The 6,947-nt window shown below is 77.6% G+C and carries 5 protein-coding genes; 1 reads left to right on the top strand and 4 read right to left on the bottom strand.

What is annotated here, in order from left to right; all coding sequences use genetic code 11:
• A partial coding sequence (locus tag HCN56_RS22190) for an NlpC/P60 family protein (protein WP_167973906.1) occupies positions 1 to 871 on the top strand: 871 nt, incomplete at its 5' end.
• 28 nt (positions 872 to 899) lie between these two features.
• On the opposite strand, the gene HCN56_RS22195 is transcribed toward HCN56_RS22190, so the two are convergent.
• The 4 genes from HCN56_RS22195 to eccB form a co-directional block, all read right to left on the bottom strand.
• Positions 900 to 1,478 carry a roadblock/LC7 domain-containing protein gene (locus HCN56_RS22195; protein ID WP_312871368.1) on the bottom strand — a complete coding sequence of 193 codons (579 nt, stop codon included), beginning with the start codon at positions 1,476 to 1,478 and terminating at the stop codon, positions 900 to 902.
• Positions 1,475 to 3,766 (bottom strand): sensor histidine kinase, encoded by a 2,292-nt coding sequence (locus HCN56_RS22200; RefSeq protein ID WP_167973908.1) that lies wholly within the window; start codon positions 3,764 to 3,766, stop codon positions 1,475 to 1,477. Before HCN56_RS22200 ends, HCN56_RS22195 begins: the two co-directional genes overlap by 4 nt.
• Before the next feature lie 659 nt (positions 3,767 to 4,425).
• On the bottom strand, positions 4,426 to 5,250 hold the full coding sequence (locus HCN56_RS27460; RefSeq protein ID WP_167973910.1) for a hypothetical protein: 825 nt from the start codon (positions 5,248 to 5,250) through the stop codon (positions 4,426 to 4,428).
• Positions 5,243 to 6,739, bottom strand: a complete 1,497-nt coding sequence (gene eccB, locus HCN56_RS22210) for a type VII secretion protein EccB (protein ID WP_167973912.1) — start codon at positions 6,737 to 6,739, stop codon at positions 5,243 to 5,245. The genes HCN56_RS27460 and eccB overlap by 8 nt, the downstream gene beginning before the upstream one ends.
• Positions 6,740 to 6,947: the final 208 nt, after the last annotated feature.

Below are 6,947 nucleotides of genomic sequence, written 5' to 3' on the forward strand. Positions count from 1 at the left end.
GGCCCGGGAGGAGTACCGGGACGGCGGCGCCCGTCTCCCCGGCGCTGTCCGGGCGCTGCTGGCGGCCGACCGCCCGGACCTGCTGGCGGAGGTGCACCGCCGCGACCTGCTGGAACGGGCCGGTTCGCGGGCGGCGAAGCTGGTGGACGGGCTGGTGGCGCGCGAGGCGCGGGCGGACGCGTTGGCGGAGCGCGCCCGCGCGGAGCTCGACACCGAGCAGACGCTCGCCGCCTACCAGCGGGAGCAGCGCGAGGAGGTGACCGAGCGGGTCGAGGAGGCGGAGCAGCTGCTCGCCTCGCTGTCGGACGCCGAGTTGTCGGGCCTGCGCGGGCTGGAGCAGTGGGCGGACGCCGAGGCGCGGCAGGGGCTCGCGGCGGACGGCTCCCCGGGGAGCGGAGCGGGCGTACCCGGCGCGCCGGGCGGCGACCTCCCGCCGTCGGCGGCGGGTCGCGAGGCGGTGGCCCACGCCCGGGAGGAGACGCGCGCGCAGCCCGCGGCGGGCGGCGGGCGGGCGATCGCCGCGGCGGCGCTCGGGCTGCTCACGCCGGGCGCCGCCCCCTTCCTGACGGGCGCGAGGGCGGAGCCGACGGCCGGTCCCGACCTCGTCGTGCGGGCCTGGGCCCGGGCCGGGCTCCGGGTGCCGCTGACCGCCGGCGAGCAGTGGGCGGCGCTGGAGCGGGTCGACACCGGGCGGCTGCGCCCCGGCGACATCGTGGTCCTGGCTCCCGACGCGGAGCGGTCGGTGCTCTACGCCGGCGACGGGGAGGTGTTCGACCGTCCGTTCCCCGGTGCGCCGAGCCGGCCCACCGCCCTCGACCCGGAGCGGGTGCTGGGAGCGGTGCGGCCGGACCCGGCGGCACCCGGGGTCTGAGGGCCGGCGGGGACGTGACCCCGCCGGCTCATTCCTCGGGCTCGGCCGCGGACTCCGAGGGGTGGCCCGCCTGCTCCCGCAGCCGGGCGCGGAGTTCCGGTGTCAGCAGGTGGCCGGCGCGGCCCACGAACAGCCCCATGTGGTACGCCACCAGTCCGGGGTCGGTCTCGGTGTCGGTGTGGACACCGAGCAGCGACCCGTCGCTGATCGCCATCACCAGCAGGCTGCCCCGGGCCATGGTGACCATGGTCTGCTTGACGGTGCCGGCCTCCATCAGCTCGGCGGCACCACCGGTCAGCGCGGCCAGCCCCGAGACGACGGTGGCGAGGTCGGCGCCGGCGCCGCGCGGGCCGCGCACCTTCCCCCGCGGGCCCGCCGCGGGCTCGCCCTCCGCGGCGGCGTCGGCAGCGGGGGCCTCGGCAGCGGCGTCGGCCCCGGGCTCCTCGTCGGCGCCGGGCTCCGAGGAGAGCAGCGAGAGGCCGTCGGCCGAGACCACCGCGACCGACCGCAGCCCGGGGACCTCCTCCAACAGGCGGGTCAGCAGCCAGCGGAGGCCGCGCAGGCCCTCGCACTCGTCCGAGGCGGGGGCTTCGCTGTACTCGATCACGACTGCATCTCCTCCTCGGCCGGCGGACCCGCCGACTCGCCCTCGTGCTGGCCCCGGCGGGCCTCACGCTGGAAACCTCCGAGGCGGCGCCGCAGTTCCTCGGCACCGACCACGTCGGGAGCCTGCTCGTCCCCGGCACCGCCGCGGCCGTCCACGCCGCGCACCGGCCGCTCGCCGAGACGCGCGGTGCCCCGGACCGTGGGCAGCACCATGGTGTCCTGGTCGCCGCCGCCCGCGGGTGCGGGGACGTACGGGACGCCCGCCGCGGCGCCGGCGGCCGGGCCGCCGGCGGCCAGCGCGGCGAACATCTCCGCCTCGGAGCTGTCCTCCTCGCTCAGCAGTGAGCCCGGGATCTCGACCTCGGCGCAGGTGCCGCCCTCGGCCCGGTGGCGCAGCCGCGCCCGCAGCCCGTGGCGTGCCGCCAGCCGCGCCGCGGTGTAGATACCCATCGCGGCGGCGGGCTCGCCGCGGGCGCCGGGCGGCGGGCCCGAGGGGTCCGCCAGCTGGGTGTTGAGCGCCGTGAGCCGCTCGTCCGGCACGCCCGGGCCGTCGTCCTGGACGCGCACGATGACCGACCGGCAGCCGCGCCGCTGGGCGGGCACCACCGGTGCGGCGGACGCGTCCCCCTCGCCGGGGGCGGCGGGGTCCACCGCGCCGGCGACCGGCGCGGAGGTGTCCTCGCGGACCACGGCGGAGAGCAGCACGCGTGCGCCGGGCGGCGAGAACGCCGAGGCGTTGTCGAGGAACTCGGCGAGCAGGTGCCCGAGGTCCCGGGCTGCGACCGGGGAGACCAGCACGGCGGGGACGGGCTGTTCCACGTCCACCAGTTCGTACCGCTCGGACTCGCTGACCGCCGCGAGCGCCACCTGCACCAGTGGCAGCGGGCGGGGGAACGGCGCGTCGGGCTCCACACCGGCGAGCAGCAGCAGGTTCTCGCTGTGGCGGCGCATCCGGGCCGCCAGGTGGTCCAGGGCGAAGAGCGTGGCCAGTTCGTCGGGGTCGGTCTCGTGCTCCTCCAGGCCCCCGATGATGTCCAGTTGGTCGCCTGCGAGGTCCAGCGCCATGCGCGCGTGGTGGGTGAGGTTGGCGTGCATGACGCGGGTCTGGGCCGCGAGCTTGTCGATCAGCTCGCGCTGTTCGCCCCGGACCTCGGCGAGTTCGCTGCGCAGCGCCTCGTGGTCGTCGCTCTCCCCGGTCTGATAGCGGTGCAGTTCCACCGCGCGGGAGTGCAGCTTGTTGACGGCGGCCACCACGTCGGCGAACTCGTCGTTGCGGCCGGAGTAGCGGACCGCCGGCTCGGCGGAGGGGGCGTCGGCGACGCGGCGCGCGCCGCGACGCACCACAGCGAGCGGGTGGGTCACCGAACGCGCCGCCCAGATCCCGGCGGCGAGCGCCACCAGCAGGGCACCGCCGGTCACCGCCGCGTGCACCTGGATCGAGGTCAGGTCGTCCTCGCGGAGGAGGGTCAGCGAACGTGTCTGCTCGGCACCGAAGTTGGAGAGCAGCCCCCGCTGCAGCTCGGTGCGGGCGCCGAGCTCGGCGGCCAGCTCGGCGGAGGAGACGGCCCGGGACTCCTCGGTGAGGAACGGGAGGGCGGTCAGCTCCTCGACGCGCTCCTCCGCGGCGGTCACGCCGGGGCCGGTGACCGTCGAGCCGTAGGCGGTGCGGCCGTCCTCACCGGCGGTGGCGGCGAAGTCCGCCACCGCGGCACCCTCGCGGGCGTGGGACCGGCGTGCGAGGTCGAGCAGTCGGCGTTCCTGCTCGCCCGGCTCCCCCACCAGTGCGGCGGTGAGCAGGCCACGGGTGGCGGCCGACGCCTCGACGGCGCGTGCCAGGTCGGGGAGGGCGTCGGAGGACGGTGCCGCGCCGCGGTCGGGCCGCTCCCGGGCCACGGTGCGGCCGGTGGAACCGAGTCCGTCGATGATCCGGGTGTAGGCCGCGTGCACCGCGAGCGGGTCGCCGTCGGCGGCGGCGGCGCGCGCCGCGGGGAGCTCGTCGAGCAGTTCGCGCTCCTGACCCGGCAGCAGCGGGCGGAGCTCCGCCACGCGGCGGTCCGCCCGGGCGAGGTCGCCGTCGGACGGCGGCTCGACGGTGCCCGCCGGGGCGGCGGCCAGCGTCGTCATCGTCGCGCGCTCGTCCGCGAGGACGTGGGCGAGGGAGACCGCCTGCTGTGCGAGCTCGGCGTCCTCGACCAACTGCTGTGTGTCGGAAAGGCGTTCACCGGCCGCCACCAGGGCGGGGGTGCCGGCGGCCAGGACGGCGGCCGAGCCGATGACCACGCCCACCATCAGCCGTGACCGTGCCCGGCCCCGCCGGCCGCGGGGACGGAACCCGTCGGGGTCGGCCGGGGTTTGGGCCTCTCCGGTACCGGGCACGGTTGCGGTTACACCGGCTTGTGGTGACGTTGCGTCAGCCGGTGTCTGTGGCCTGGGTTTCCGCACCTGTGCTCACATTCCTGTCCTGGCTGCCCGTGTCCGGGCGGTGGGCAACGGACTGCGGAAGCTTACTTCACCGCTAACGGGCCGCCAGGGAACGAAAACGGCCACGCCGGTGGCGAACCGGGACCGTTCCTGCAAGGATGCCCGGCCGCTGCCCGCCTGCCGCCCGCCGCCCGCGTTCGCGCGCCCCTCGACGGGCGTCACCGGGCGGAACCGACGACCCGCCGACAGCTCACCAGCACCACCCCTACGGTGACGCCGTGTCACCATGGCGGCCCCGTCGATTCCCGACGGCCGACCCGCCGGCGCGACGCCGGCCCGACGGACAGGGCTGGTCATGCACGCCACTCAGGTCGCACTCGTGACGGAGCCGGGCGACCCCGCCCGACCCAACGAGGACTTCGCAGCGGTGGCCGCGCCCGCCGACGGCGCGGCCGGGGCGCTGGTGGTACTGGACGGCGTGACGCCCCCCGACGACGACGGCTGCCGCCACGGGGTGCCGTGGTTCGTCACCCGACTCGGCACGGCGCTGCTGGAGACGGCGACGGGGAGCCGCGGCACCAGCCTCGCGGACTGCCTGGTCCAGGCCATTGAACGCACGGCGCAGGCCCATCGTCATACGTGTGACCTTTCTCACCCACGCACCCCACAGGCCACGGCCGTCGTCTGCCGTTGGGACGACCGGACCGTCGACCACCTGGTGCTCTGCGACTCCGCGCTGCTGGTCGCCACGGCGGCAACCCGAACTGCTCGACGAGGAGTTGCGCACCGGCCGGGCCGGCCGGGTCCTCGCGCAGCCACTGGGCGAGCAGCCCCACCGGCAGTGAGGGCAGCACGCCGCCCGGCAGCTCCAGGAGCGCGGCGGAGCCCCGCCCGTCGGCGACCATGCCCAGCTCCGGGCCGTTGCGGTCGGCCACCGCCACCACGTCCAGGGCGGGCAGCAACCGGTGCACCAGGCCCAGATCCTCGCGCCCGGGCACCTCGCCGGCGGCCGTGGGACGGTGGCCGGTGGCGCGCGCAGCCGGACCGTCCGCGCCGCCGCGGTGCAGCCGGTGCAGCCGGTGCAGCCGGGGCAGCCGGTGCGCCAAGGACTCGTCCAGCCATCGGCCGTTCCGGCGCGCCAGAACCGGCAGCAGGGCCAACGCTCCGGCGCCCGCCAGCGCCCAGCCCGCCGGGTTCGCGAGCGCGACACCGGCGGCCGTCACACCGACGGCGCCCTGCGCCGCCACCAGGCGGCCGATGCCCGGGCGGCGACGGACGGCGGCGGGCCGCTCCCCCGCGGCGGCCGGCGTCCCCGCTGTCCCCGCTGTCCCCGCCGCACGGCGCTCACTCATCCCCGTCTCCCGTTCCGGCGGCGTCGCCCGCCTGCACACTGCCGTCCGCGCCGATGTCCGCGCTGTCCCCGCCCGCGCCGCTGTCGCCGGTGACGCCGCCGCCACGGTGCTCCCGTGCCGCCGCGTTGGGGTCGAGCACCGGCCCGGTCGGCAGCAGGCCGGCGAAGCTCTTGGGTACCGAGGGCGCCTGCTCCGGGTCGTACCGCAGCCGCTGCACGGCGTCCGGGGAGGCGAACGGGTAGGCGGTGCCGCTGTCGGTGACCAGCGTGTAGGTGCCGCCCGCCGCCGCCGAGGTGGTGGCCCGCACCACCGCGCCGGAGCCCGGCGGCACGTACACCCGGTCCAGCAGCCCCAACCGGTCGCCCGTGCCGGTCGTCACCGGCGTCACCTGCGACGGCTCCGGAATGGTCCGCGGCAGATGGACCGTCGCCTGCCACGGCGCGTCACCGGGCTCCGCGCCCGGCAGCGTCGAGACGCACACCGGCTGGTTGCGGGCGGGCGCCTCCGCCCGCGGCCGCGCGTCGGGCCACGCCCGGTCGCCCGGTGCGGGCTCCTCGCTGCGCGGCGCGCGGGCGGCGTCCGCCGCCGTCAGGACGTGGTCGGTACCGGCGCCCGGCAGCAGCAGGGTGTGGACCAGTTCGGAGACCGGAACCAGCCCGTCGGGACGGACCGCGTAGAACTGCGGCGCTCCGCCGGACGCCGTGTGGGCGAGGTCCCCGACCCGCGCGTCGAGCGGCAGGGCGGCGGTCGGTGCGGAGCCCGCGCCGGCCGGCTCCTCGGGCACGGTCAGCTCCGGGCCCTCCGGGAGGGTCGCGATGATCTCGGTGGGGAGCTCCACCGGCTGCGTGCGGCGCAGCTCCAGGATGTCGCGCACATGCTCCGACAGGGCGTACCGGCGCCCCTCCGTCAGCAGCCACAACGTGTCGTCCTCGGCCCGGACCAGCACGGTGGCGCCGTCGCCCTCCCCGTCGGCCGGCGCCACCCCGGGCACCGAGACGTAGAGCGCGGTGTCGGCGGGCGCCCCGCCGCTCTCGCTGGGCACCGAGCACAGCGTCCAGGCGTCGTCGACCAGCGCGTCCCGACCGGGCAGCGCGTCGGGTGCGCCGGGGATGCCGACGGGGAGCCCGCGCGGGGCCGCGTCGAGCACCGACTGCCGGACCTCGGTGACCTGTCCCCCGCCCACCAGCAGTGCGGACGCCAGGTTCAGCGCCGGGTGCACGACCGTGTCGGCGACGACGTAGCGGTCCCCGTCGTCGCCGACGACCACCGCCCCGGCCGAGGGCAGCGCCGGGCCGCGCCCGCCGCCGAGGAAGCCGGCGATGCCGAAACCCGCCATGATCAGGACGCCGACGGCGGCGCCACCGCCCAGCGCCCGGTTGAGCCGGCGCCGGGGATCGTGCTGCGCCTCGTCCGCGCCGCGCAGCAGGCCGGTGACGCGGCGGCGGTGGTCGTAGCCGTAGGCCTCGGCCTGTTCTCGGGTGGTGGCCATCTAGCGGCTCCGGTGGGTCGGGGGCGTGCCGGGCCGGACCGCGACGGCCCGGTTGCGGCCCGCAGGGATGGGTGGCGGAACGTCGGAGCCGTCCAGCCGCTCCAACACGGCGCGGCGGGGTTGCGCCACGGGCGCGGACGGCAGTGTGCAGGCGGGCGACGCCGCCGGAACGGGAGACGGGGATGAGTGAGCGCCGTGCGGCGGGGAC

Source organism: Streptomyces lonarensis (assembly GCF_012033735.1).
In the GTDB taxonomy this organism is placed as follows: Bacteria; Actinomycetota; Actinomycetes; order Streptomycetales; family Streptomycetaceae; genus Streptomyces; species Streptomyces lonarensis.

Bases quoted from the DNA above. Each gene is read 5' to 3' on its own strand.
- eccB (WP_167973912.1), bottom strand. From the start codon at position 6,739: ATGGCCACCACCCGAGAACAGGCCGAGGCCTACGGCTACGACCACCGC.
- HCN56_RS27460 (WP_167973910.1), bottom strand. From the start codon at position 5,250: ATGAGTGAGCGCCGTGCGGCGGGGACAGCGGGGACAGCGGGGACGCCG.
- HCN56_RS22200 (WP_167973908.1), bottom strand. From the start codon at position 3,766: ATGGTGGGCGTGGTCATCGGCTCGGCCGCCGTCCTGGCCGCCGGCACC.